The organism is Bradyrhizobium sp. NBAIM01, assembly GCF_020194115.1.
GTDB lineage: Bacteria > Pseudomonadota > Alphaproteobacteria > Rhizobiales > Xanthobacteraceae > Bradyrhizobium > Bradyrhizobium yuanmingense.
Window position 1 is genome coordinate 1 of sequence record NZ_JADYVU010000025.1, and the last position, 24,288, is coordinate 24,288.

At 57.8% G+C, this 24,288-nt stretch carries 14 protein-coding genes and 1 pseudogene; 6 read left to right on the forward strand and 9 right to left on the reverse strand.

The annotated features are described in order from the left end of the window. Nucleotides 1-227: 227 nt before the first annotated feature. Both I6F31_RS35340 and I6F31_RS35345 read left to right on the forward strand, forming a co-directional pair. Complete coding sequence (locus tag I6F31_RS35340) at nt 228-662, forward strand: SET domain-containing protein (RefSeq protein WP_225186970.1); 435 nt, start codon at nt 228-230, stop codon at nt 660-662. 376 nt (nt 663-1,038) lie between these two features. After that, nucleotides 1,039-1,230, forward strand: a complete 192-nt coding sequence (locus tag I6F31_RS35345) for a hypothetical protein (RefSeq protein WP_225186971.1) — start codon at nt 1,039-1,041, stop codon at nt 1,228-1,230. Nucleotides 1,231-1,344: 114 nt separating this feature from the next. Here the strand turns inward: I6F31_RS35345 and I6F31_RS35350 are convergent, their stop codons facing one another. Beyond that, nucleotides 1,345-2,082 (reverse strand): glycosyl hydrolase, encoded by a 738-nt coding sequence (locus I6F31_RS35350; protein ID WP_225186972.1) that lies wholly within the window; start codon nt 2,080-2,082, stop codon nt 1,345-1,347. 960 nt (nt 2,083-3,042) lie between these two features. Between I6F31_RS35350 and I6F31_RS35355 the strand changes: the two are divergent. Beyond that, nucleotides 3,043-4,366, forward strand: a pseudogene (locus I6F31_RS35355) (MFS transporter). A gap of 1,089 nt (nt 4,367-5,455) precedes the next feature. Here I6F31_RS35355 and I6F31_RS35360 read toward each other — a convergent pair. After that, a complete protein-coding gene (locus tag I6F31_RS35360) occupies nt 5,456-5,662 on the reverse strand; it encodes a hypothetical protein (protein WP_225186973.1) in 207 nt (68 codons plus the stop codon). A 345-nt stretch (nt 5,663-6,007) separates the two neighbouring features. Here I6F31_RS35360 and I6F31_RS35365 point away from each other — a divergent pair, with 345 nt between their 5' ends. Continuing rightward, nucleotides 6,008-6,292, forward strand: coding sequence for a hypothetical protein (locus I6F31_RS35365; protein ID WP_225186974.1), 285 nt, complete (start codon nt 6,008-6,010; stop codon nt 6,290-6,292). Between the two features lie 625 nt (nt 6,293-6,917). On the opposite strand, the gene I6F31_RS35370 is transcribed toward I6F31_RS35365, so the two are convergent. The 7 genes from I6F31_RS35370 to I6F31_RS35400 form a co-directional block, all read right to left on the reverse strand. Next, nucleotides 6,918-9,137: a hypothetical protein gene (locus tag I6F31_RS35370; RefSeq protein ID WP_225186975.1), complete on the reverse strand. Its 2,220-nt coding sequence runs from the start codon at nt 9,135-9,137 to the stop codon at nt 6,918-6,920. Nucleotides 9,138-9,710: 573 nt separating this feature from the next. Continuing rightward, a complete protein-coding gene (locus tag I6F31_RS35375; RefSeq protein WP_225186976.1) occupies nt 9,711-10,037 on the reverse strand; it encodes a hypothetical protein in 327 nt (108 codons plus the stop codon). A 296-nt stretch (nt 10,038-10,333) separates the two neighbouring features. Further along, on the reverse strand, nt 10,334-11,575 hold the full coding sequence (locus tag I6F31_RS35380; protein ID WP_225186977.1) for a cytochrome P450: 1,242 nt from the start codon (nt 11,573-11,575) through the stop codon (nt 10,334-10,336). A gap of 334 nt (nt 11,576-11,909) precedes the next feature. Beyond that, complete coding sequence (locus I6F31_RS35385) at nt 11,910-12,791, reverse strand: pantoate--beta-alanine ligase (protein ID WP_225186978.1); 882 nt, start codon at nt 12,789-12,791, stop codon at nt 11,910-11,912. Nucleotides 12,792-12,977: 186 nt separating this feature from the next. Further along, nucleotides 12,978-14,459 carry a pentapeptide repeat-containing protein gene (locus I6F31_RS35390; protein ID WP_225186979.1) on the reverse strand — a complete coding sequence of 494 codons (1,482 nt, stop codon included), beginning with the start codon at nt 14,457-14,459 and terminating at the stop codon, nt 12,978-12,980. A 2,703-nt stretch (nt 14,460-17,162) separates the two neighbouring features. Next, nucleotides 17,163-18,701 (reverse strand): peptidase S10, encoded by a 1,539-nt coding sequence (locus I6F31_RS35395; protein WP_225186980.1) that lies wholly within the window; start codon nt 18,699-18,701, stop codon nt 17,163-17,165. A gap of 989 nt (nt 18,702-19,690) precedes the next feature. Continuing rightward, nucleotides 19,691-20,131, reverse strand: a complete 441-nt coding sequence (locus I6F31_RS35400; RefSeq protein ID WP_225186981.1) for a VirK family protein — start codon at nt 20,129-20,131, stop codon at nt 19,691-19,693. Between the two features lie 543 nt (nt 20,132-20,674). Here I6F31_RS35400 and I6F31_RS35405 point away from each other — a divergent pair. Together I6F31_RS35405 and I6F31_RS35410 are read left to right on the forward strand one after the other, a co-directional pair. Beyond that, nucleotides 20,675-21,586 (forward strand): hypothetical protein, encoded by a 912-nt coding sequence (locus tag I6F31_RS35405; protein ID WP_225186982.1) that lies wholly within the window; start codon nt 20,675-20,677, stop codon nt 21,584-21,586. 2,011 nt (nt 21,587-23,597) lie between these two features. Next, complete coding sequence (locus tag I6F31_RS35410) at nt 23,598-24,287, forward strand: response regulator transcription factor (RefSeq protein WP_225186983.1); 690 nt, start codon at nt 23,598-23,600, stop codon at nt 24,285-24,287. The last annotated feature ends 1 nt before the right edge of the window (nt 24,288 follow it).

Consider the following 24,288-nt stretch of genomic DNA (forward strand, 5'->3'; position numbering starts at 1 on the left):
CCCCATTCCCGCCCCGACATCCGGCCGCGCGGATTCTATTAGATAGCCGCAACGCGGGGTCGGGGTCACTGAGATCCTGATCCACCGCAGCAGCCCGAAAGAATGCACAGATCGAATATCGATTTGTGGGGAAGACGCGATGAAACGAGCCTACCAATGCTTGCAGCAGATTTGCGGGGGGCAGGTCAGTTAGCTTGCGGGCACTAGTCACTTTTGGAGATATCTCGATGTTGATTGTTGAAACCATTTTGAAGCCAGACCGTTTTGGCGGTATTGGCCTTTTCTCCGCCATTCTTCTACCTAAAGATACATTGGTTTGGATTCATAATCCAATCGTTGACATTGCCGTGACGCCTGAACAGTACGAAACTTTACCGCCAACCTTTCAAGCTCTACTTGATAAGCATGCCTACCCAAGAGACTACGATATTGATGATGGTGTTGTAGAGTACAATGCTGACAATGCCCGTTTCATGAATCACAGCTGTCAGCCAAACACGTATCAAGACGATGATTGCCGAATTTTCACGGCCCGTGACGTACAACCGGGTGAAGAACTAACCTGCGATTACTTGTTTTTCGATCCAAAATGCGACTTATCGTGGGTTAAAGAGCTATCGCCGAATGTTGGTGCCGGAAGAGCCAATTCTCAGCGAAATTGAAGATCATAGCGAGCGCAGTCTCGTTCGACACACATGTCTTGGCCCGCATTGTGCAGTGGCGCACGGTCGCGAATGCGCTTTCGATGACGTTGGTAGTGGTTGATCGTTGGTAGTGGTTGATCGCCGTGCCGCCCTTTCAGGGCGAAGCACTCTCTCCTCCTTGCCAGGAAGAACACGCAGTAGTACCGGGGCCTGCTTTTTGGAAGCGTGAGTGAAGGCCATCGAGGTCTGGGGTACGGTTATCTGATAGGTCGGGTTGAGAACGCCATCCTTTACGAGCATAGGCTTGCGTTGGGCCAGATCGACCCTTCTTTGCTGAGGCGTTTGAGCCAGGCATGCTCGTGGCTGTCGGCGAGTAAAAGGAGAGGCGCTTGCCTTGACGCTTGCACAATCCTGCATCCTGCAAGAGCTTTTGCAGGCAATCCGGGCGAAGATTGGCAAGGCCGCCAAGCAGGGCATCGACTTGCTCGAACTTTCATTGTTGGGCAATTCGTCGAGCAATTCAAAGACCGCGCGTTCCGGCGTCTGTCGGGGGCTCGATCGAACCGCGGCGGTCGGTTTGTGCTAAGGATCGCAGCACCAAGCCGCTCCGCAAACGCATTGCGCGTCAGTCACACTGCGAAGCGGCGAACTACGTGGAGCGCGGAGATACCGCGCTCGGGTTCTATGGCCACAAAGCCAGTCACTTCGAGGTCACGGCCCAATGGTTGACGTCGAAGTTTAGGCCGCCTGGGGATGACGTTATCTCAACACCATATTGGACGCTTCCGACGACTATATCGTCGAAATACCCCTTTAACTTGATCCATTGCAGGATACTCTTGATGTCCACGGTCTCTGTGTTGGCCTTGGACGTGCGCAGGAACGAGATGACTTGGTGGTTGTTCCAGCCTTCAAACACATTCCAAGTCGTCCCGCCCACATCCACGCCTGTATAGACTGGAATCGCGGCTCCCGCCTTGGAGTACTTTTCGGAAATGGGCTTGACATCGCCACTTCCATCGGGATTCCCGGTGTAGTTGGTCCAGAGCATTATCTCATAGGCATTCGAGCTGTCCCAAATGTCGTACGCGAAGTTCCAGCGGCCGCGAGCCGGGACGCTCTGATCGAAGCTTGAGCTCAGGGTCTTGATCGAGCTCAGCCGTTTACCAACATTGAACGCCTCGTGGGGATAGCTCTTAATGCCGCCGCTATCAGGATGGTTCGACCACACACTCCATCGATCGGCCGCATGTACAGAGATCGTCTGAGGGCCAGCACCTTGGCCATAGACGTCGTTATTCCAGGAATAGCCATCAAGCGAATAGGTGCCGTATCGATCGCTCGAACTCCAGATCGGCGCTTTCGCGGATACCGGGAATAGCGCAGTCATGGCCACCAAGGGCAGCGCAAGAACGTTCCGCTTCGACAACTCAGACATTCCAACTCTCCAACTGAGATCTGCCCCTCAGCGACCCAGAAGGGGAGCAAAAGTGGTGCCAGTGTTCGCGTGCCTCGCCACGGACTCAAAACGCAGATCAAGCTATCAATGAGACGCGATCGTGCTGCTCGAAAGCAAGTCGGCCGCAATCCGCACGCTCCGTGAGTGGGCGATCTGTTTGCTGAACGAGACCGGCGGCCTTCGTGAATCGCGAGAAGCACGGCTGGATGCAGGATTAAACCCACCCACATGCGCTCGAGCGCGCCTTCGATCTAACCTGCTTCGATACCCCGCAGAGATTCTCGCCGGAGAAGGCCTCGCCGAGCTGCGTGACGTCTTGGCTTCGATCGGCGACACCTGCCCCGATTGCTCCAAACATTAGACCGCCCTGCCGAGCCTGTCACGAGGGAGTGGGTTAGACGCCGGAACCCGCCTTCACTCTGGTTGGCGAGCAGGTTAGCCTTATTCAGATGCCCGCAGGCGAGCCAAGGCTGAGTTCGCGGCGCCTGCGCCCTCTAAGCACGTCGCCGCCCCCGACTCAGCCGACCAGCGCGCGATGTCTTGGCTGGAGTCGCCGCCGATCGCTTCCTCAAGGCGGCGATCGCCGGATCACAGCTGTCGCTACCTGTTCGGCGCCCGCCAATTTTGTCGCAAACTCGCCACTGCACAGCAGCGGAATGTCTGCGGGCGCCCGACAAATGCAACGGGTTCTCTTATTTTCCGTTGCTGGCAAAGGGCACGATCAGCTCAAGGATGAATGGGGCGGAAGCGGCTAGGCATTTTTATTGCACACGTTATCATGAGCTTCGTCGTGAGACGATTCAGCTACATGTGGACCGGCGCACTGATGGCTGTGCTAGACCATCAACGTAGAGACGTGTCCGGCAAACGGAATGCAGCGGGCGCGACCTGCCTGGTCGAAATGTTCGTGCCAGCGATCGCGCTCGAGACAGTTCAAGGATGGCTAGGCAATTTACTCGAGAGAGGTTGGAGCCCTTCCCTGTTCGGGCAGACGAACGCTTGAAGAGCCGCGCCTTGTTGGGCGCTACGATCGGCAATATTCTCGAATTCTACGACTTCGGCACCTATAGCTTTTTCGCGATTCAGATCGGGCACGCGTTCTTCCCGGCGGGGGACCCTTTCGCCAGCCTTATGCTGTCGCTCGCGACGTTTGGCGCGGGCTTTGTGACCAGACCGATCGGGGCCATTGTGCTCGGCTCGTACTCGGGTCGGGCGCCGGCCCGCGATAACCGCCAGCTTTGCCATGATGAGCGCGGCCATACTTGTATTGGCTGTTACGCCTTCGTATGAGACGATCGGGATTGCAGCTCCGTCATTGGCCATTTTCGCGCGTTTTCTGCAGGGGTTTGCTCTCGGAGGTGAAGTCGGTCCGACTACTGCTTACTTGATGGAAGCGGCCCCGGCCGAAGCTCGCGGTCTTGCTGTCTCGTTTCAGCCTGCTAGCCAACAGATAGCAGCGACAGCCGGGGCCTTGGTTGGAGAAATACTCTCCCTCACCATGACGAGCGAGGCTCTTAATGCGTACGGATGGCGCATCGCGTTTTTGCTCGGCGCCGGTACGCTGCCCTTCGGACTTTGGTTGCGGAGCGCCTTGCCCGAAACGTTGCACCGCCCCGAAGTCCCACCTCCCCTCGTCCCGCCTGTAAGGAGATCGCCTGCCGCTCGCCGCATCATGAGCCTCGGATTCGTCATCTTGGCCAGTTGCACGATTATCACCTACGTCACGGGATATATGACCACCTATGCGCTGAACACCCTGAAAGTGTCCGCGCCTCTCGCCTTTGCGACCCCGCTTGTCAGCAACACGGTAGGAATTGCTGCCGCACTGCTGGGCGGTTGGCTCGCGGACCGGGCCGGACGCCGGCACATCATGATATGGCCGCAGATCACTGCGCTGCTGATGACCTATCCGGTGTTCTTGTGGATCGCAGAGAGCCGCAGTACCCTCGCACTTCTTGGAGGCCTGGGCGTACTCACCCTCATCGGAATGATTCCGTATAGCGCCTTCTATGTGAGCATGGCCGAAGGGTTGCCCAAGAACATTCGAGGTAGCGCCTTCGCGACAATTTACGCTATTGCGATAGCGATCTTCGGAGGCACCGCTCAGCCTGTCGTCGCCTGGCTCATCCACGTAACGGGGAACGCGCTGGCGCCGGCCTGGTACATGCTTGCCGCTAGCGCAGCCGGGCTCTGTGCCATGCTTATGATGCCCGAGGCCGCACCGCCGAAAGTTCAGAGCGCCGCGAACAAGTCAAGCCCGTGATAACGCTGGACAATGTGATCACGGGCCCCTCCCCCCTATCGCGGCCGCTTCACACCGTCGGCACGATGTAGATCAGCCTGAGAGATGGGGACCGTTGTCTTGATGCAGCATTCGCTTTGCACGAAGCCCATTTCCAACCGCGCCTTCTTGTTGAATTCGCGTTGGGCCTGAAGAACGGTCCGCTATAGCTGCCCCGCCTTTCGCCATTCGCTCTCAGCTTTGTTCACCACTTTGGTTCGGTCTGCGATCTAGCGGGACATATCATCGATCACAGCCTGCAAGTCAGATTCCGAAATACCATGTCCCTTTGCAGGCTCGACAATGCGCCAGTTGAGTTCAGCTACATCCTGTGATGCGTCAGCGGTTCGACACTGCGACCGCGTGAGCGCAGTTTACACCAAGTCGATGAACTCGCGAGCCTCACCGGACTGTCAAACCGCCTCGACCGCGGTTAGCGTAAGCGAAGAGCAAGTATGCGCCCTTCTTAACAGCCCTATCGCCCAAGGCGTGCGCCAGGCAGGATAACCTCGCGATCCGGAATTCGCTTCACTCACCCGGCGCGGGTACTCTTTCATCGGTCAGCCGTCGATCGTGGCGCGCGATCCATCTGCCGAAATTCTCGGACGCTGAGATCGAAAGGCGTGAAGAGCCCATTACAAATGATAGAATTGGAGCCATCGGCTAGAAGAGCATCATGATACGCCTCGCACAAGAAGGCATGCCCAGATCGACGGTAACGACGCCAGCCAGAACTCTCAGATATCTAACATTCAGCAATTCTCATCGTTAGCTGTAAAACCGAACACCCACTGCCCGGTCACCTTAGATTGAATTATGAGCTTGGCACCAGCGGCTTTGGCGCTGATTGTCTTCCCGGAGCTCTTCCCAACCATTTCGTCAGCAGTGCTCGTGTGACTAGTCTCACCTCGATGTTGTGGCCCTGCTCTGGGGAAATTGCCACCTACGAAAACATCGAAGATCGCGCCTTGCATCGTCTGCAGGGCCCCAAGAGGACACGACCGCTCTCCTCACGAGCGGTCGGTGTATGAGGCCTCTACCCTCACTCTCCTCTGGGTCTGCTTTCCGTTGTCAGGGCTTCACGCACGCAGGGTCGGTCAAGCAAAAGAAGAGATCGCAGATACCCTCCAACGGGTCCTCCTCGCATTCAGGATATGATGTGTCGGTTACCTGCACCTTAGCGTCGACCGGTTGCGCGGCAACCTCAGCGACAAAAGTCGGCACCGCCGCCGTTGCAAGCGCGACGACGCTCGCAGCTACAAACAGCAATTTTTTCATTCGGGTCTCCCTTGTATATAGGCCCAGCCGTCCTCTACGGTCCTATAAGACGACCTCGCGATGGTAAAATCGATATTCTTGATTGGCTCTATCTACCGAATGAATAGGTTTGGACCTTTCCGCCGGCTTGATTGAGCCGCGACGAACCAGCGAAGCCGTTTGTGGTCCGCTCTCTCGCCACCTCAAAGTGATCCGCGAATTTTTCGGAGCAGTCGCATACCGCGTATTGCACCCGGACTTCGCTTGCGGGCTGGGGCCGCTGTTAGTTGCACGCGTTCGAGACCCCAAGTACCCTCCCAACAGCTGCTGCAGCACCTTCGGACGAGATGGACAAGCGAATTCTTAATGGCCGAGAAGGACTACGGCGTCTTTGTTCGGCTTAGCTCTACCGTACCGCAAAGCTTCGAAGGCTCGAGCACGGCGACAGTGCACGAGCAGGAGGGTAGCGGCTTTGCGGCCTACCTGATGGTGCTGAGGCACATTGCCCCCGAAGATCATGCAGAAATGGAGGAGCGGCTTGTCGATGCGCCCCCGCGAGGAGCTTCAAACTCGCCTGCGGCGCGACCGAGCTTATCGGGCTACGTAGGCATCGCCTACCGCTTCGGCGATACCACTGTTGGTCGCTCGTGATGGCGGCTGAAAAGAACGCTGGGACATGCCTGACTACACCCCATTGTCATTTGAAGAGAACCACATCCGATGTCAGCCGGCTTGAGGCGCTCAACGGAGGAGACAAGCGCACCTGCTGCGGCCCATGGAGGCGGGATGCTGGCCCGGTCGTAGCCTTGTGCAAGAGCAGCAAACAGGCAGCATTGTTGTACAACGCCGATCTGATTTCTCAAAGCAGCCCGGGATGCTCAGCTCTCGTGCATCCCGCCCATCCGCAAGCCGTTCAAGCTCCGCCGAGGGTTGCACACCAGTTCGCGGCGGGCAGACAGGCGAAAGCGCTGTTACGTCCGACGGATCGTCGCCGACATCAGGCGCATGCTTGTCCGCCTGCCGCACTCAGTGGCCTAGCTTCTCGCCCCGAGCGCCGATCTTCGCCACGCCTTTCGTAACGGCAGCTTGCTTGTCCGGCGGTCGACAATTGTCGACATCGCCAGCTGACAAGCCGCGCGTGATGTGTGTCTTCTTCCCCAGGCTCCATACTTTGGGGAGGTGGAGCCTGGGGCTCGGTGCTGCTCAGGTACCTGCCGAGCCGATCCGGAAGCATGAAAGCTGCCACTGAAAGGCACACTGCCGCAAGGCAACCAGCTCACCGGATTCCCAGTCGAGCCATCTGGGCTGACACGTGCTCCGGATCGGGAAAGGGGTTCCACGGATAGCTGCCAGCGGCGCTGCTCAACAGGGACCTGCAGAACGCAGGGGTGAGCTTGCCGCGGTGGATCACGACGTTCTCGTGCCCCTCGGCGGCTCGAGCGCTCTGCCAGTGCCGATTGTAGCCGCGCTGTTCGTCCGACTTCACGTGGCAAGCGGCGAATTCGCGATCGCCCAGCGTTGCCAATTGCCAGGCATGTACCGGCCGCTTGGTATGGATGTGCACCCACATCGGCCTTGGTGTCACACCACTACGCAGCGCCGTGGGCTGCAGCTTGATTTCGAACAGCGTCCCTGGCTCTCCCTTCAATGCGCGCGGCGGATCCACTGACGCCAGTTCCCCCGCCGCGCCCAACTGTTCAAGGTACTTTTGCGATGGAAACGCATAGGTCTTCATGCAATCGCTCGTGATCGCTGCCTTTCGCGCATTCAATGTGTTTGCCTGTCCCTGCACCTCGGACCACATCCCCTGGAGCCGGACTATTTTTTCGTGCACTTCGGGAACTTGCCCAAGCGTGAGCAGGCCGCGTCGGCGAGGCTCCTCCAGCGCGGCTACACAGGCCTCAATCTCGGAGGCCTGCGTCTGCAAGCGTTTAATGACGCCATCCAAGACGTGTTCGGCGTCCTCAGGCTTCATTTGACGCGTTTGCGAGACCGCGCTTTGCTGAGCCGGCAGATCGAACTGCAGCAGCTCGTCCAATCGCTCAAGCAATCCCGGCAGTGCTTTCTTGGAGGGCGGAGCCTGCCACATCTGGAGGTGATCGGTCGCAGAGGATGACGCGGCTGCCTCCTGCGCCGTGGCCAGTTTCTTTGTACCGAGATCCGAGAGCACGATGACCTTGCCCGTGGGGGCCGTGGCGACATCGGGCTTGGCGAGTTGCGGCGCGGGTGGGCTGGCCGTCGAACTCCCCTCGCCTGCGGCTGCTGCGCGCCTTGCTTTGCCTTTTCTGCGTACTGGAGTGCCTTCACCCACCAGAGCAGTGTTTTCTGGCAGCGCCGCCCAAGCCGGCGGTTCAATCGTCACTTCCGTCCTTGGCTGCAATGCCAGCAGCCGCATGACGTCGTTCGCCGTCACCCACGCACCGTCCACGATCTCGCCCAGCAACTGCAAAGGAAGGTCAGCTTCCGTTCCAGCCTCCCTCAGGGGGTCAAGCATGCCCCTCAGTTGGGATGCAAATTCCGAAAGCCGTTCCATGACTCCTTCCAGAACGGCGCGGTGCTCGGCGTCGAGCACCGCTCCTCCGCGAACGGCGTCGCCCGTCGAAACGAATGCCGGAAAAACATCTGCAATAAAGGTCCCGAGCAGACGCACCCCACCGCTCTCGTCCATGAGGGCGGCTCGCACGTCTGGTGCTAACGTGCTCGCTTGCGACTCAATCAAGAGCTGCGCGAGAGCGATCCGCGATTGCAGATACATACACTTGGTATTGAGCGCCCAGCCCGTATTGAGCCTGAGTTGGGCCTCTTCGGCCTTGCGCATCTCGGGCGTGCTGCTTGGCAAGTGGGCAGTAGCCGTACAGACTGACTGCATCCGCTCGAAGCGCAGCGCCTTCTTTGCCCACCACTCCATGCAGGCAGCATACTGGTTCGCGACGCCCGCAACTACGCGGCTCAGCTGGTCGGGCGGAGCGGTGTCTTTGACCTTGTCGAGCAGGGCTTCTGCTTGCTTTCTCCTGTTCTCAAGTGGGTAAAGAATCTGGGTGGCCACTTCGTTGCATTGGTTGCCCGCATCCAGCGTGTCGTCGCGGAGCCGCCGAGCCTGATCGTCGGGCAGGATACGACGCGCCAAATTGGCAGAGAGATTCGCGTAATACTGCAGAACTGTCGAGCCTGCTTCGACCACTCGATCGATCAGCTCTTGCGCCTGTTGCAAATTGCAGGGTTGCGTGGCCGCTCGACGGCAGATTTCAAACTTCTCAAGCAGGCTGTCCATCTTTCGCTTTGCTGCCTTGATCTCGTTGCGCTTTGGCGCCGCCACATCTGAAGCCGCGGTTCTGTCTTGTGGCCCAGAGCGCATCCGCTCTATGACGGCATCGAAGGATTGACCGCTTTCCCTAGGGAAGAGACCAGGCTCCTGGCTCGAACGGCTCAATTCCCCGGTGCTGCCGGCTCCCGCCACCTCTACCTGTGATTGATCCGCTCGGCCAATACCTTTCATACTTCATCTCCGAATAGTCGAGAGTGCGCAGCCTGTCCGGATAGACTGCCTAGCTGACGACTAGCTGACCAAGAGCTTTCATCCGGATGCACAAGAAAGAAGATGTCACCTTGAGTTCCGCTTCCATCGCAGCTTCTCGTGTTGCTGAACTAGCCGCATCAGTGCCGATGTGATCAGCTGAGACGTGGCCGAGGCCCGACTACCTGCCCGCGAGATAGTCCCGCCCCAATGCCGTGCCTCTGTGCACGCGAACTGGGCCAAGTCATCCCAAACGCTAGAGAGCAGCCAGGAGAGCGCGCGCCTCCTGAAGGGCGATTTTAGCCAAGCAGAAATGGCCAGCGTATGTCGATCGACAGACCTGCGCTCGCAACACGCGTCCGCTATCCGGTAAGGAGACTTCGACCGAAGAACACACTAACCCAGCGGCCATACACCATCGTGATGAGACGCTGAACGCCGATCGGCAACAACATTTTTGCCTCATCCGAACCGAGCAGAAGCGATGTTGCCCAAGTCCTTTTCCAACTACATCTCGCCGAAGTCGACGCCCATCCAGGCCCGGTCAGATTACCCTCACAGAAGTAGGGCAGCGAGCGTACCAATCGCGCCAAACATCAGCCCGATCAGCGAACCGGCTGTCGGCACGTCTCTAAAGAGCAGAAGGGTGAGTGTCGGTTCCACTACCAGAATAGCTCCCACCGATATCGCGACTATGATCCAGATATTCTTCAGATGCATGTAGCCCAGCGCGTATCCGAAAACGAGGAGCATGCCACCGAAGGATATCAGGAGAAGCATCGGCAACAGCATTGCCAGATCACCGCCGACCTTGCCAAACTGCCGTGAGGCAACCAACTGGGCGAATATCGAAAGCGCTTCTCCAAGGAAAATCGCTGCCACAGCTACAATCTTCCATATCAAGTTCATTGGCCTCTATGGTTCCGGCTATCCAAGGCAGGCCCGGAGACTCGGCATCGGAGTTACCGCGCCGGTTGCCTTTTCGGCGTCAGGCGCCTGCAAGCCGTGCGCGCTACACCATCGCTCCTCGCGGGCACTTCAAACATCAGCCCAATCCATTACTAGACCCGACATGCCGCAATTGTTTCCGTCGATCAGACCATCTTCGCTTCTTCCAGAAGCGAAGATGGTTTACGATGAGGCCAGCCTGCCGGCTGCCACACCGGAGCCATCAGGGCCTAGGCCGCAATCCGCACGGGGAGAGCGGAATAGCCATGCACGAAGTTGGACGCAATTCGCTCGGGTTCGCCGACAACTTTGACCTCTAGTCCCGCAGCCAAAATCTCTTCCCAGAGAACTCTCAACTGCAATTCCGCTAGATGTCGACCAAGGCAACGATGGATCCCAAATCCGAACGAGAGATGCTGCCGCACATTCTTGCGGTCGATGACGAAACTGTTGGCGTTCTCAATGATGTCTTCGTCCCGATTGCCGGAGATGTACCACATGACGACCTTGTCGCCCTTCTTGATCTGTTTCCCGCCTACGATGCTATCGGTCGCGGCGGTGCGGCGCATATGCGCGATTGGCGTCTGATATCGAATAATCTCGGACACGGCGCTCGAGACCAGCTTGGGATTCTCGGTTAGTTTTCGCAGTTCGGAGGGGTACTGACTCATGAACAGGAGGCCGCCAGTAATCGAGTTGCGCGTGGTGTCATTACCCCCAACGATCAGCAGAATCAAATTTCCGAGAAACTCACTCGGCTCCATATGGCGTGTGGCGCGCGAGTGCGCCATCAAGGAAATCAGGTCGAGGCGCGGCTCGGCATTGACGCGCTCGTTCCAAAGTCGGGTGAAATAGTCCAGGCACTCGGACAAGATTGTGCTTCGCTTGTCCCAGCTGTCGATTGCATGGCCCACCTTCGGAGCGGCAACAGCTACGTCCGACCAATAGGTCAGTAGACGCCGATCCTCAAATGGAAAGTCGAACAGCGTGGCGAGCGTTTGCGTCGTCAGCTCTATGGAGACCATGTCCACCCAATTGAAGGCATCATTGCGTGGCAAGCCTTCTAGAATCGCCTTGACCCGAGAGCGGATGAGCCTTTCGAGCCTCGTCAGGCTTTCGGGTTCGACTATCGGACTCACGGTATTGCGCTGCTCGGCGTGCTGGGGAGGCCCCATTTTGATAAAACTCTGGGTCCAGTGGTTGTCCGGGACATCGACAATAGTGACACCTTGCTCTGACGAGAATGCTTTGTGGTTCGTGTCTACCGCGACAATATCCCGGTACTTTGTGAGGGACCAATATGGACCATGAGGGCTGTCTTGACAGTAATGAACGGGATCTTCCCTTCGCAACCGCTCGAAGTAACCCCATATGCTGTCGTCTTGAAAGCGCTTGCCCTCGCTTACATCCAGATTGCTTAGCGGGATAATACACACGTCGTCAGCTCTATAATCTTTCAATCGCCTCTTCATGATCGTCTCCGCAGACTTTGCTCTCAAGAGCTTACGGATCTAAAGGTCGCGATTCACCCTTCGAGCTGCCGGGGCGTTTGGCTGCGACGGGGCCGCTCGAGCAGACTATCTCAAAGAGCGGCCAGTCGACCCTACCATCTCGGGCAGTACGGATCGGATTGACTTTCCAAGTCGATCTACTCAGTGGATGAGAGCTATCACCCCGCTCGTTGGGCGATGGCTGTGCGCTGGAGCCAGCGAAGCGCCGATGCACAGTCATAAGGTAGCCCCTGCGTTCGGGCACGAACGGAGCGGCTACGTTTGTCGAAAATCGCGCTATGCATAATCATCCTGGCTACAACTTTTCAGGTAGATCGATCCAGACATGCGGAGGACCATTCAGGAGTGTATCCTGATCTGGAACGTAGATATTATCGAAGACCCTCAGGCCATGAGCCGTTGCCGCTGCAACAATTATGAAAGGGAGCTTGACCTGCTCCAGGTCTTCGAAGCTATCAGCGCCAACAATCCGGACAAACTCGAGTTTAAATTGTCGGAACGTTATTTGAGATTTAGCCGCCGCTACCAGCTCCTTGACGCTCGACGCTCCTTGGGCGATCTCTTTCCTCGAATGGTCCAATGCCGTGAAGAGACACGACAGCTCATCAAGCTCGGAGCGGCAAAATCGCCTCAAGCGCGACGAGATGGGCACTCCGTTCTTGTATCTGACGGTCGGCACAAACCGTATCTCGCAATCGAGAAGGAGGTCTGCGACCGCGCGCTTCACCAGGATCGCCTGACCGATATCCTTGAGGCCGAAGTAGCTGCGAGTTGGTCGCGCATAACAGATCCAGCGGATTGCCCCGGTAACGGCTTCCTTCAAGTAGGCCTCAGGCCCATCTAAACGCAGATGATAGTCGCCTTGCGATACGAACGTTCGATAGCCAGGCGGGAACATTTCGGTGTCGTTCGAGGAAATCACGGCAGTTGCGCCCGCACGTAGGGCAAGTCCAATATCAGCGTCCAAATCGAAATCGTATCTCCCACCTGGCCTAAGCTGGATTTTATTCGGGTAGACTGTGACAATTGCGACGTCATTCTCGATTGCGGCCCTTCTAATTAATTCTGCATGCCCAAGGTGCAAGGCGCCTAAAGTGTGTACTGTGCCGATGGTCTGGCCCGTTCTCACCACTTCTCGGATGAAGGCTTTGCCCGCTGAAAGAGAGTCTAGATGCATACTTTTGTTACCGCTTTTTGAATGCCAAAGAGGGGTCTTCTGACGATCAGATCACGGAAGGCCACCCACGGTGCCGCACTGGCGCCGCACGCTAGCGACTTACGAGAGCTTCTCGTCCTGCCAAAGCACGTGACGTCCGTGCAATCTCGTCCAAGCGCCAAAGCATTCTATTTCTTGCTCTAACCTTCAGGTTGATCCCTCTCGACCACGTCTCATCAAAGATGAGAACTCAGCTAGATAGCTTGCTGGTCCGCGCGGCTGATCGCCCTTCAAGGCGGTCTGCAGCCCCGGACATCGGTCCGCAAAGAACGGTGGCTCGAATGTGCTTATCCGAGCGCCAGACAAATCGACCTTCACGAAGCTGGCCTGAAACGGCGATATTCCACTCAGGTTCGCGTTGCGTAAAGACGATTGGTTCATGCGAACGTATGCGACGCGTGTTGCCTCCAGGTTGCTGTCGCTCATTCCCGCGGCGAGATATGCCTGAACAAGATTGGATCCTTCGAGATTCGCGTGATCCAATGCCATTGATTGCGGGGGATCACCGGTAATCATAGACCTGTAGAGGTAGGCCTGGGATAAGTCCGCATGTTTAAGATCGCAGTCGCGCACAAACGCACAGCGGCCGCGAAAGCCCGTGAGTTTGGCGGCTCGCATTGTGCTCTCAGTTATCGAGATGCTTTCGCCTGATGCCCGCGACAGGTCCGCTCCATCCAGCTGGCAGGAATGAATGGATGCACCGTTCAATACAGCACCGACCAGGTTCGCGTCGGACAAGCTTACGGACAGAAGCCGCGCCTCGGTCAAGTCTGCCTGCTCAAGCTCCGCACTTGAAAGATTTGACAGGTGAACATCAGCGAATGGAGCGCTCAGGGCTCTCGCCGTAATGCGGCCGCTCACCTTTGAGAGTCTCAGATACGGAAGATGAGCACCTTCCAGGACGAGACCGTCGGCCGAGGTGGGACGCACGATCGAAAGGCAGTCCCCCTTTGACTGGAAGAACGAGCAGGCCGCCAGATGCGCCTTCGTGATCGTGACTTGGCTCACCTTGGCAAAGCGGAAGGAAGCGGAAGGAAGGAAGCATTCACTGATGGTCGAGCCCTGCAATTCCGCGCCATCAAATACAGCTTCACTCGCGTCGCACTGGTAAAAGAGGAGCCCGCTTAACATAGCGTCGTCAAAGCGTGCCCTTTTCATGCTGCAACCGTGAAACAAACTGCCGGTTGCATCTATTACACCGCGCAGGCTCGCATCATCGAAATTGCAGACCTGCGCTGCAATTGCGTGCATATAGGCAAAATCGAGCTTGGCCCCGCGGAAACTCGCCCTCTCTAGTCCCGGACAGATAAGGTTGGCCCAAGAAAGATCTGCCCGATCCAACTTTGCTCCGTAGAGCTGCGCACGGTTGAGGGTGCAGCGTCGCATCGGGAAATCTGAAAGGTCGTGACCGCTAAAGTTCTCGGAGGATAGCTGCAAACCAATCCCAGTCCTTCTGATCGCCTCCTCGGTTCGCCTGCCGACAGCGGCCACCGCCCCCAACCGATCCACAGCTCGGCTCCAGTACCGAACAAAGTCGCCATCTGATGAAGGGTTGTTTGCCGACTCTGACCAGTGCGCTGCTCCCGCATTCGCGGTGCACTCGCTGTCAGCGCCGATCGTTTGCGACATGTCGACTATTCCGTATTGCTCGATTCCGAGGGGCCTTAGCTTAGCCTTGAAGGTTCGCTATGCGATTTGTGCCGAATGGCGCAGCGAGGCGTCGATGAGACACCATCGTGTCGGCTGCGGCTGCCGGCATGCTTGAGCATGTCAGCCAAATATCAATCATGCGCCCCACTGCCGCTCGCTCCAATTGTTCAACGAGCTCGGAACGCAACGCTCGTTTGACAGTGCCGAAAAGACCAGAAAGTGCGATTTGTCTCGTCGCCCCTTATAGGCAACTCCACATCGCTCTCCATACCGAAGACGAGAGATCCAAGGTCTTGCTTTTTTTTCAAAATGGACCCACAGCGTTCGGGCGGAAACGTGATCGTTCATCTAGGGTTGAACCTCAGTGCTTACTCGTCGGCACCTCGTTTCCGATAGCAATGATTGTGCCAGCGGCATCAGTCGAAATTAAGGGCGGAATAGGCGTCATGAAATCGAAATTGACGCCGAATGTTCTGAACCTGACAAACACGGTCTCTCTGTCAGTGACCGCGCCATAATCGTAAGGCTATCGTGAAAACAAATTCCGAACTCGTTTGCAGAAGAGCAGGTACCTGGTGTCCTTGCGGACACGCAATCGATGACTTGCAATTCAACACGCGCGCATCGTCGGCCTCACAGTCATCAAGTGTTTGAACTTGGCCTAGCCCTGTACCGCGCGCCCGCCGGTCCACCTAGTGGAGCCTGTGATCCACAGACTGTTCTTGCTGAGCGATAAGCGAGCGCACAATTGCGATCGAATTGACGAGCTAAGGGCGGACGCGCCGCGATCGGACATCGACGATGTTACGTCAAGGCGTAACGCGTCGTCGCTAGCGCACGAAACTAGCCGGAAAGACTACCAGCTGCCGGGAGATCTGCTGGTAGGCTCCACATCCAGACGCTCCGATACGTCCTTCCGATCAGCACTGTTCTATGCATGCTAAGCCAATGCTTCCGTCTGGGGGACGACACCTATTCGCTCCAGATGGGACGCGCAAAGCCTTGCGCCGATGAGGTGCGCGTGTGCCATACGCACCGAGCGTCATCGCGCGCGGTCAAAGCCCGCAACGCTCGCGCGGCCACGCGTCAGCATGCGATCGCGAGCGGTCATCACATGCCTCTTCTTCTCGGGCAGCCGACCTCGTCCCGGCCTCGGCCCAGACTGGCGAAGCCGTCCCGCGTCTCATTCTGTGCCTTACCTGGGGCCGGTATGTCGAGCTGATCGGTGCGATCCCGCCAGCATTTGAGGATTAGCCACAGGCTCTCGGTGATCGGCATCCTTTTCTACGTCTGCGCCGGTCTTACGCACCTCGTGCCTTGGATAGTGGGAGAGACGGGCGAAGCCGTTGACGTCAGAGGCTATATCTGGCAGGTCCACGATATCCGAGAATCTACCGTCGCGATCCCGCTGCTGACCATGGTCTTCACCGCATTGCTGGCGGGCTGCGCCTCTTCCGCCAAGCGAATTGCAAAGGCGAGCCGATCGCGTCAATATCTGGCTATTGAGCGGATCATGTTGACGAAGGCTCGTCGGCCAAATGGATCTTGCCGTGTCAGCGCCAGCCGGCGGCGTTCCGTCAAGCGGTGCCAACGCGCGCACAGGACGATCGCACGTCGACGCAGAACGTCGCGTGAATCGTACATCCGACCGCGTTCAACCTGCCGATCCGCTGCAATATCGGCTGCCTTGCGCACAGACGGCGTGATCTACCGGCGCCGCTGCGACCCGACATGTGGGCCGGACCACTTTGAGCGATCCCGCGAAACAATATCGGGGAATCGATGATGTTCGTGCGCGCAACCGGACTGGACGATGAGCGGGCCTCACCGGCAGCTTTACTCCAGCGCGACGCCGCGCGCGACACGAACTTGCTGCCTTTGGTGACGCCTCGACCTTAAGCTTGCTGACTCCACGGTCAACGCGCTCCCCGAGATCGAAGGCTGCACGGGTTGGTTGCTGCCCTTCGCACCGGTAACCGACGACAGGGGTCCCACACAGTTTCCACGGCGAGAGGCGTTAAGCTGGTTGGATCCGATTGCCCCTGTGCCGAGAGCAAATATCTGTTCAGCGAAGCATTCCTTCAGCGAAGAAGTGCGCTTTGCTTGCTACAGCATCCGGACAGCAGCATTCTGAATAATCCTCAGCTTAGCACAGCGTTCGACCTGCAAAATCATACGCTAAACCACCAAAGAGATCTGGCGGTCCCAGCTCAGCCTGCTGACCGTAGCGCAGGTGCAACTGGCGTTGATAAGCGTCTTAGCGGGCGGGCTTTCAGCACTGGTCGGCCAAATCGACGAGAACAGGAAATTTGATCTGGTAATGTGAGAGAGTTTTAACTCTTGGTTTTGCTTGTTCAACGCCTGAAAGCTTCCACAGCGCGAGGCGGGCGTCACTTCAAACCGCGCCTTCTTCGGTCGAATTTACATTCCCATCGTCGAATACTCCCGAATGTCGTCGTTCGACCATTCAGCGCTATCCGATAATCATCCGGAGCTATCCTATGAACGCCATAAAATCCACACCGCATACCTGAAGACCTTCGAGCGAATGGAGTGGGAGCAGCTCCGGCGGCCACGCTACGGCTGAAGGAGCTCTCGCACCGATTGAAGCGGTCCCCGGATTCATCAGCGTCTCAGTTGAAACCGATGCCGTCGCGCATGTGAATCACGCTTGTGACCCAGCTACTTCATCATCGCTTCGACCTCTGCACGAAAGGCTTGGCGCGAGGGGTCTCGTGAATAGAACATGTGGCCGCCCGGAAAGGCTACAAGCTTGACGCGCGGTGCCGAGGCAAATGGCGGCAATTGATCGAGCACAATCTGTGATCCGAAATAGGGCGTGACGAGGTCAAACAGGCCGTGCCCGACCAGCAATTTCATATTCCGGTCCGTTGCCAGAATCTGGCGCAGCTCCGAAACGGAATCCGGCAAGCTCCGGCCGAAATCCCAAGCCGTCCTAACTGTTTCGTTGAGCAGCTCATAGGACCCGTCCGGTCGCCAATTTAGCTTGCGCGTAAGCAGATCGACAGTGGCGCTGGTCAGAGGCGCCAACAGCGTATCGCCCGAGGGATCGCCGGAAGGGTGGAAATCGGACTCAGGATATGGATTGAGGCCACGCACCGAGGCATCATAACTACCGATTGACTTGCCGTTCTTACGCTCGAATTCGCGGCGGAACTCGGCAAGTCCGAAGCGGCCAGCGAGCCTGCGACTCACCGCCTGGTCGATGCCCGTCAGCGCCGCGGCCTTGTCGGCCAGACGCGTGGTCGCCTCCTTGTCCGCCTGGCCTTTGATGAGATCGACCAGAAACTCGCTCCGTGCATAAGCTTCCACGTCCGCGAGATCAGCTCGCTTTACCGCACCTTCGGCTTCACGTACCGTCGCAACATAGCTTGGCAGTCTGGCGACGTATTGCAGCAGGCTCGTGCGGGCAAACTGGCCGTAGTCGAACAAGGGCGAGACCATGATCAGGCCGTTGACGCCTATACCCTGGCGCATCTGCAACTCCTGGACAACTTTTGGCCCGCGAATGCCGCCATAGCTTTCACCCGCGATATATTTCGGCGACAACAGCCGGTCATGCTTTTCGAGCCAGCGGCGGACCACCAGCGCCAGCGCGTTGACGTCGCCATCAACGGAATAGAGCCGCTTGCGCGCATCATCGCCGGTCCCCACGAACCGGCTATAGCCGGTGCCTACGGGGTCGAGAAACACCAGGTCAGTGAAATCGAGCCAAGTTTCTGCGTTTGGCCTCACCTCCGGAAATGTCGATGGCGTGACCTTGTCCGCATTGATTGGCAGCCGCCATGGGCCGGCATTGCCGAGCTGCAACCAGGCCGATGATGAGCCCGGTCCGCCGTTAAAGAAGAATGTGACGGGGCGCGTCCCGCGATCGGTGCCGTCAAGCTGATAGGAAGTATAGGCGATGTCCGCCTGCGCCTCGCCCTTATCGTCGAATAGACGGATGGAGCCGGCGGTCGCGACGAAAGAGAGCGTCCGCCCAGGGAGCTCAAGCGTGTGCCTGGTGCTGGAGTCCGGCGGCAGGCGATGCTGCTCGGCTGGCGATGGAATACTCGGCGTTTGCCCGGCGCCACCCTTCTGGCCGGCTGGCGTCGTGACCTGGGCAGGTCGCTGCGGATCGCCGGCCCGCGCGCTTCCCATCACCCCGCAGGCAACCAGGATCAGCGCAAGAGAGGTGCGGGGTAGCGAGGTCGAATGCATGGAGTTTCCCCTTTCCGGCGCGCACTTTGCTCCACGACGCCGATCTATCAAAAAGCGGCTCTAACTAGTCATGAACCACTAGCCCATGCGGGGGAGCAACAAATCTACTCGATCTAGTAGTCGTCGCCATGGCTAAATGCCCTATCAAGGTCGATCAAATCTGGCTGGATGCTCCGCCCCGCTTCAGCAGATGCCCCTGCAGGGGCTGCTTCTCCCGCCTGAAGGGGTTTCAGCGCGACCCGGACCCAGTCATTCCTGGCTTGCCACGTCGTGCGGCGATCGCCATCAGTTCGCGGGCGAGGCGCCATCCCGAAATAGACGCAAACGGGAATGGCCTCAGACTCCTTGCTGACGCCGCGACGTTGAGAGTGTGGGGCCATGAGGTTGGCGAACTGATCGTGAAGGACGGCGGTCCGATGCTTCCTGACGGTGAGCCCTTACTCCCGATAAAGCCGGTAGATCGGGTTGGTCGAGGATGGTTGCCTTCCCGCTGCAGCATGAAGATCGTCATCGAGTCGGTGCCGCCTTGTCCGCCCGGCTTCTACAATCGCCGGCCACGCACCAGGTCGACAACAAGGCACAGGTAACCGATGCGTCATATCCTGAATGCGAAAAGGACCCGTTGAATGGTGTCTGCGATCTCCTTCTTTGCTTATTGGAAAAACATGTCCTCACAGGAGACGCAGACCAAAATGTGAAAACACCCTCCCCACCGCTATGTGCGCTGTGATTGACTGTGGGGCCTGGACCCTAGCCATACGAGCATAGCCGGGACGATCTTCTGATCAATACGATCCGATGGGCATCGCCGGCCCTCAACCATGCACCGAGCGATCTGACGCAAGTTCGTGTAACCTGGCCATCCCCGACGAAAAGGCGGCCAGAAACGATCTGACCGCCGTCACTAACGGGACTATCTTGTGATGGCTTGCGATGCCCCCACGCCGCTAAGGATCAAGACCAACGCGCATTCCCGCCGTGCTTTTCGTCTACCAGATGAATGTTGCCCCATCAGGCAGTTCGCAGATGAATTCGCCCTGATTAACGAGTTCGGTAGTCCCGACAACAAGCTTGGAAGCCCGCACGGTAAGCTTGCCTTCGCGACTGAGGCTGTGACGAATGTATTCGGTCACTGCATGTCCAGAGCTATCCACCGTTTGGTGCGCATTAGCAAAGCTGATGCCGTTCTGGGCGGTCACCCTGAAGGCATTGATGACCAACCCGGCCTGCGTCGCAGGCCCGGGCTTGCCACCCTCGGCGGTAGTACAGCGGTTCATATCCAGTATGAGTTTCACGCTCTTGCCCGTCTGCAGGGCCTTAAGCACCTCGACGTATTTCGGCGAGGTCTCATCGGCCCTGGCCACCGTGCTCACGGTGGTCGCAGAAAACATGGACAACAGGATCAACAAGGCTCTGCCAGTTAAATTCATATGCTCTTCTCCCTCTACAGGAACTACAGGTCGCGTAAGCGCAGCATCACAAGACGCCGTCGTCGCAAGGCGCTTGGCGGATCACAGACATTAAGCGCCGTCGCACTTCGAACAAAGACAATCAGTCTCAATCAGACGCAAGTGGTCGTGACGGTTATTCCGACATCACAACATCGTAGGTCAGGTTTGCTGAAGTCGCCTCCTCGCGAGAGCTATTGTGCGAAATGATTCGTCGAGTAGAGCCATTGGATACAATTAACGCCTCCGGTATCTGCCGCCTGAACAACAGGTCCGGACTTAGGCTGACACGTCACGCCGCGGTAACGGGTCCGTGCAGTTCAAGGCAGCTGAGCTTAACCCCTCGAACTACACCCTTGGACGGCGCAATGCAGCGCCAACTCGCGGCCTTTGCTCCGGCTGAGCTCGCCTCAGTATTCCGCCTATCCTCATCTAGAACAAACAGCGTCATTTTCGCGCCCGTCAGCTTCTCGAAAGCTGTCTATGCAAAGAATTGGACCAACAACTACTTTGCGAGAGAAACGGATGAACATCGATCCACGGAACGCCGCAGGGACCTCGGCTGACGGTCACGATGCCGCGCGGCAGCCGCACGAGGTAGGGCAAGCGAGCTCACCGGTGCGGCTGTCGGCCGACCAAGCAGAGTTTGAAGACCAGCTACATGGCTTGCATCCGGTTCACCACGCACCGGATCCTGCTGTATCATCGACTGCCTTGAATCAGGCGGTGCCGCGAACCGATCACTATCCAGCCGCATCATTTGTCAGCGCGCGTGCCCAGCTTGCCGCAACGCTAACAGGCGCTACGCTTGAAGCGCTCAAGAACGAGATAGACTTGGCCGAACAGCAATCAGCACGATGGGCCCCAGCGGGGGACGACAGTGTCGACCGGGACCACATTTTCGACAATATAGCAGCGTCGGCATATCTCACGCTGCAGCGTTTCCAGAACCAGGACAGCGATTGCAAACCGCGCACGGAAGCCAGCACATGTGCAATATCACATGTCCGTAACACGGCGCGGGATCATTCTTCCATTGGAAATCCGCTGGAGCGATATCCCATGGACCGGGCGCGCCAGGCTGGATGGCATATGCGCGGTGAGACAGCTTCTCCATTCGTGTCGCTGGTCGACGATCCTATAAAACTAACCGTTTCGCGTGACCACTGGGCGAGAGCGATCGCCCACAATGCGAACACGCTGCACACGTACGCCGTACCGAAGTCCGCTGTCTGGACGCCCGACGACGTACTGAGCAGTGTTGGCCTTGGAATGAATGTGGAGGATCAGGACAACATCGATGCGGATGTGGATTTGATGTGCTCGCTGGGCAGAACGCCAACCCGTGAGACCGAGCGCTTGTTCCTGGGCGGCGATTTGGAGAGCTACCGAATCGCCAGCGAAGACAATCCATACAAGCGCGCGGCCGGGGACTAACGATTAGACAGCCGGCGAACGCGCCATCTCGCAGGCTACTTGATGTTGATCAGGACGACCATCTAAGCAATGGTCATCCCAGCGGTGCCGCTGATAATGGCTTCGCGAACGTTGTTCAGATCAGTCCATCCCTTCACCTGCGAAAGGGACGAAGGCGCGCCCACATCTGAAGAGGTACCCGATGCTTTGGAGGAGGACACACTCGCAGCATGTTCGCTCTTCCACGGCTCTTATCGGAGTGCGGCCGCCTCGCCAGCATAGATCCGATCGCCGCCCACACATTGGGCAGGAAGTCCGGATGACGCGAGCCACTATCTCTTCGCCAGCTCGACCTGCCACCGACCGCGCGGTCAATCAAGAGAGCTCGGGCGCAATCGCATCAAGGATCAGCTCAATAGAGTCTCGCTCAGCGGCACACCGGGTCGTTGCACAATGGCCTATTCGCTAGTTGGATGCGTTCCATCAAAACAATCGATTTTGCCAAGCTTGCCTAAAAGCTCCATACTCGATCGTGATCTATGGAGGCCGCATTCAAGAATGTCGTTTGGCAAACGGAGTCCCTTTTCAGTCCCTTGCCTGTCGAATTGGCCTGGGCGCTCGGGCGTCTGCGTCCCAGAAGTTAGCTCCCGCGCGTCACATAGAGCATCACGAGGCTCACCACCGTCTACCTGCTAAATTGGCACGTGTGAGGTCGATCCTATACTGTAAGACCTAGCGAAGACGACTCTCTTCAAACACTGCCATAGGCTTTGGCTGAAGCTAGGCCTTAATTTGACCGACGAAATGCTCATGACATTGCGAGAGGGACGAGTGTTAGGCGCAGCTCGATAGGTTGGTCTCGGACGTGTTCGTCATCACTTCAGAATGCTTGCGGGTTTAAGACCACTGCTACAATCAAAGACACTTGAATCTCACCTAGCGTCAGATTGTAGGATTTCCGACAGCCAGCGACACAAACCTCACTCGCGTGAACTCTTCCTGACAGGTAGCAAGTATTGCGAACGCCTCTAAAGCTCAACGCTCCGCCGCTCGGTCCCGTCACGCTGCTGGACTTCTCCTCTCCAGGGCCAGCGCCCGACATCGCCCATGTGCAGATCGAAGGACGAAGCACCGATCCTCTCGCAACTGAATCAAGATGCGGCGCGCGAGCAGAACGCTTGCGGTCGCTATCTTGGTCACACACAAATTCCACGGTCGAGATCCGATCATTCTGGCGCCGTGCACCACGTGAGACGAAATGGTGCTGGCGTAGCCACCCGGACCCATGCGCGAGGTCAACGCCGTGGAGCTCGATGCGGCCATCGTTCGCAGCTTTCGCTGGGCTGCCGCGGACGAGGGGACCTCGGGCCCGACGAAACCTCAGCACGGTTGATACCCTTGCGTGCGAACAATTCTCCAGCGAGAGGGTGTTCTTCGAACCGAGCGGGCATTGATCGTTCGTCGTGCATCTTGGCCTCTGAAGCCCATTGGCCAGATGCGTCCCGTGATGTGTCTTCGAATCCGGAAAGACTTGCATTGTCGTGACTTCGCGGCACGACAGGCTCAATGGCCCAGCAAGACGACCGCAGACCATGACCAATTCGGAGGGTTCCAAATGTCGGCTTCGCTCATCTGTTCAGCCACAAATCCGATCCTCTCCCGCGCGATGGTTTCGATTGCGCGCCTTGGCGCCATTCGCACCGCGGGCGTCGGCTCAGAGCATGCAAGAGCGGCTGTGATCGGTCCACAGTGGCGTCAGCGCGCTGCCGCGGCCTTCAGCCTTTTGGACATCAGATGTCTTGCTGGCATGAGGGGCATGTTGAGCGGCGCCGACGCCGTAAGCAGTCCGCACCGGTCCGTGGTCCATGCGATGGCAGTGGACCCGCAGATATTGATCACCTGTCAACATGTTCCGCCCTCTCGTTTCGGGCTGTTCAAATTCACCCCAACCCAACCGCCTCTCAGCTCCATCGATCCCCATTGTCGATCGTGTCGCGCTCCGGTCTTGGTGTGAATGGACGAGAGGCGATGAATGCGAATACTCCTGGTTGATCATCATGCGGACTTTGCGCGCGACGTGAAGGTAGCGCTCTTAAATCGAGGCTTCGCCGTCGACGTGGCACGCTCGCTGGATGAGGCGGCGGCCGCGCTCGATTGCGCGAACTACCACATGGTCCTGCTCGAATCGGCTTTGCCCGATGGAGACGGATTGGATTGGGTGAAGCAGTTGCGGCGCGAGGGACGGTCAATGCCGGCTATGATCATGAGCAGTCTCAACGATCTCAACCGGCGGATTGCGATTTTCAATGCGGGCGCAGATGATTTTCTGCCCAAGCCCGTGTCTATGGACGAACTGATTGCTCGCATGCGAGCTATTTTGCGACGGTCAACACAAATGACGGCGCCGCTGGTGACATTCGGAAATCTGCATTTCGATCCGATCGCCCGGCAAGTCTCCGTCGGTGGTCGAATCCTCAGAATTGCGCGCCGCGAAGTGTGCATTCTTGAACATCTGCTCAACCGCGCCGGCCGTACCGTGCCGCGCGCCTCGCTCGAAGATAGCTTGTATGCATTTGACGACGAGGTCTCGACCAATGCGCTGGAAGTCGGGATCTATCGCTTACGCACGCATTTGAGCCAGGCCGGTGCAACGCTCCGGATCAAGACCGCGCGCGGTGTCGGTTACACCCTTGAACTCATTGGCGCAGCATCGGCTGCCTAGC

Bases quoted from the DNA above. Each gene is read 5' to 3' on its own strand.
- I6F31_RS35370 (WP_225186975.1), bottom strand. From the start codon at position 9,137: ATGAAAGGTATTGGCCGAGCGGATCAATCACAGGTAGAGGTGGCGGGA.
- I6F31_RS35385 (WP_225186978.1), bottom strand. From the start codon at position 12,791: ATGCATCTAGACTCTCTTTCAGCGGGCAAAGCCTTCATCCGAGAAGTG.
- I6F31_RS35395 (WP_225186980.1), bottom strand. From the start codon at position 18,701: ATGCATTCGACCTCGCTACCCCGCACCTCTCTTGCGCTGATCCTGGTT.
- I6F31_RS35340 (WP_225186970.1), top strand. From the start codon at position 228: ATGTTGATTGTTGAAACCATTTTGAAGCCAGACCGTTTTGGCGGTATT.
- I6F31_RS35365 (WP_225186974.1), top strand. From the start codon at position 6,008: ATGGCCGAGAAGGACTACGGCGTCTTTGTTCGGCTTAGCTCTACCGTA.
- I6F31_RS35390 (WP_225186979.1), bottom strand. From the start codon at position 14,459: ATGTCGCAAACGATCGGCGCTGACAGCGAGTGCACCGCGAATGCGGGA.
- I6F31_RS35405 (WP_225186982.1), top strand. From the start codon at position 20,675: ATGAACATCGATCCACGGAACGCCGCAGGGACCTCGGCTGACGGTCAC.
- I6F31_RS35350 (WP_225186972.1), bottom strand. From the start codon at position 2,082: ATGTCTGAGTTGTCGAAGCGGAACGTTCTTGCGCTGCCCTTGGTGGCC.
- I6F31_RS35360 (WP_225186973.1), bottom strand. From the start codon at position 5,662: ATGAAAAAATTGCTGTTTGTAGCTGCGAGCGTCGTCGCGCTTGCAACG.
- I6F31_RS35410 (WP_225186983.1), top strand. From the start codon at position 23,598: ATGCGAATACTCCTGGTTGATCATCATGCGGACTTTGCGCGCGACGTG.
- I6F31_RS35380 (WP_225186977.1), bottom strand. From the start codon at position 11,575: ATGAAGAGGCGATTGAAAGATTATAGAGCTGACGACGTGTGTATTATC.
- I6F31_RS35400 (WP_225186981.1), bottom strand. From the start codon at position 20,131: ATGAATTTAACTGGCAGAGCCTTGTTGATCCTGTTGTCCATGTTTTCT.